This window comes from Acidisoma sp. 7E03 (assembly GCF_054665075.1).
In genome coordinates, this window is sequence record NZ_BAAFHE010000049.1 from 1 (window position 1) to 1,538 (window position 1,538).

The following is a 1,538-nucleotide window of genomic DNA, read 5'->3' on the forward strand; positions in this document are numbered from 1 at the left end:
TGGGGCTGTTGAAAAACATCGAACTGTTTGATTCAATTCGTCTGTGGTTGGACTTAGACGGGGTCTCGAATGCTGGAGCGTCGGTCTCGCGAGCAACTGGAATTCTTCCTCTGCGGGTCGCTCCGTGACCTTGTCCCTGATGATCATGTGCTGGCTCGGGTTGACCGCGTACTCGAGCTGTCGTGGCTTCGCGATGAAGTGGTGGAGGTCTACGCGCTCGGCACGGGGCGACCTGCCATCGATCCCGAGGCCGCTTTGCGCCTCATGCTCGCTGGCTTCCTTCTCGGCGTCGTCCATGATCGCCGCCTGATACGTGAGGCGCAGGTGAACCTGGCGATCCGCTGGTTCGCGGGCTTCGGGCTGCGCGACCGGCTTCCGGACCATTCCTCTCTGACGCGCATCCGCCAGCGGTGGGGCGCTGAGCGGTTCCAGCGGATCTTCGAGCGAACGGTGCGGGCCTGCATCAAGGCGGGCATCGCCAAGGGCGAAGTTGTCCACGTGGATGCGTCGCTGATCCGGGCGGATGTCTCCTGGGATAGCCTGGTGGTCCGCCACGTCGCTGCTGTGGTCACAGCGAATGGCGATCCGGAGCTGGATGAGGAGAAGCTGCGACAGAGCCGCGACTCCAAGAAGACCGGCAAGTTCAAGAAAATCTGCCCAACCGATCCCGACGCCAGCATGGCGACCAATGGGCGCAACCGTCGTCTTGAACCCAGCTACAAGCAGCACGGCACCATCGACGATCACGTCGGCGTCGTGCTTGACGTCGAGGTGACCACCGGTGAGGTGAATGAAGGCGAGCCGTTTCTTGCACGCTTGGATGCGGTGGAGGCGCTGACCGGTAAGGCCATCAAAACAGTCACCGCCGACGCTGGATATGCTTATGCTAAGCTCTATGCTGGGCTCGAAGAACGCAACATTACCGCGGTGATACCGGCCAAAGCGGAACCGATCCGCAGTCCGGTGCCAATGCGCCGGTTCCGCTATGACGCGCTGAATGACGTGTTGAAGTGTCCACGTGGCAAGCAGCTGAAGGCCGGACGGACCATCAAACATGGACGTTTCTTCACGTCCCGGGCTCGAGATTGTCGTGGATGCGATCTCGCGCACCTCTGTCTCTCAAAGGGGCGCGTGAACAAGGCGGTTGTCCTGGGCGACAACTATCCGGCCCTCCTACGCGCTCGGCGTCGTCGCGAGCGATGGTCTGACGAGGATCGCTATCTCTACCAGCGGCACCGCTGGCGTTCCGAGGGGTACCATGGCGAGGCGAAGGCGTGGCACGGCCTCGCCCGCGCGGTCCGACGTGGCCTTCAGAACATGCGGATCCAGGCCTTCCTGACAGCGGCGGCGATAAACCTCAAACGGCTGGCCACCGCCTTCATTCTCTGTGTGCTTTGCGCCCTTCGATGCGCCGAAACATGCCGTCGGACCGTGCCGTGGAGCTATGGATCGCCAGGGCAACGCGTGATCCGTTGCCTGACCTTTGTCGGCGGATGAGCTATCGCGGCCCGCTCCGGGGCCACATTTTCAACAGCCCC

General features: G+C 62.4%; 1 protein-coding gene. It reads left to right on the forward strand.

What is annotated here, in order from left to right; genetic code table 11:
* Positions 1 to 69 precede the first annotated feature (69 nt).
* A complete protein-coding gene (locus tag ACYQ6W_RS22590) occupies positions 70 to 1,497 on the forward strand; it encodes a transposase (RefSeq protein WP_459678541.1) in 1,428 nt (475 codons plus the stop codon).
* Positions 1,498 to 1,538 lie beyond the last annotated feature (41 nt).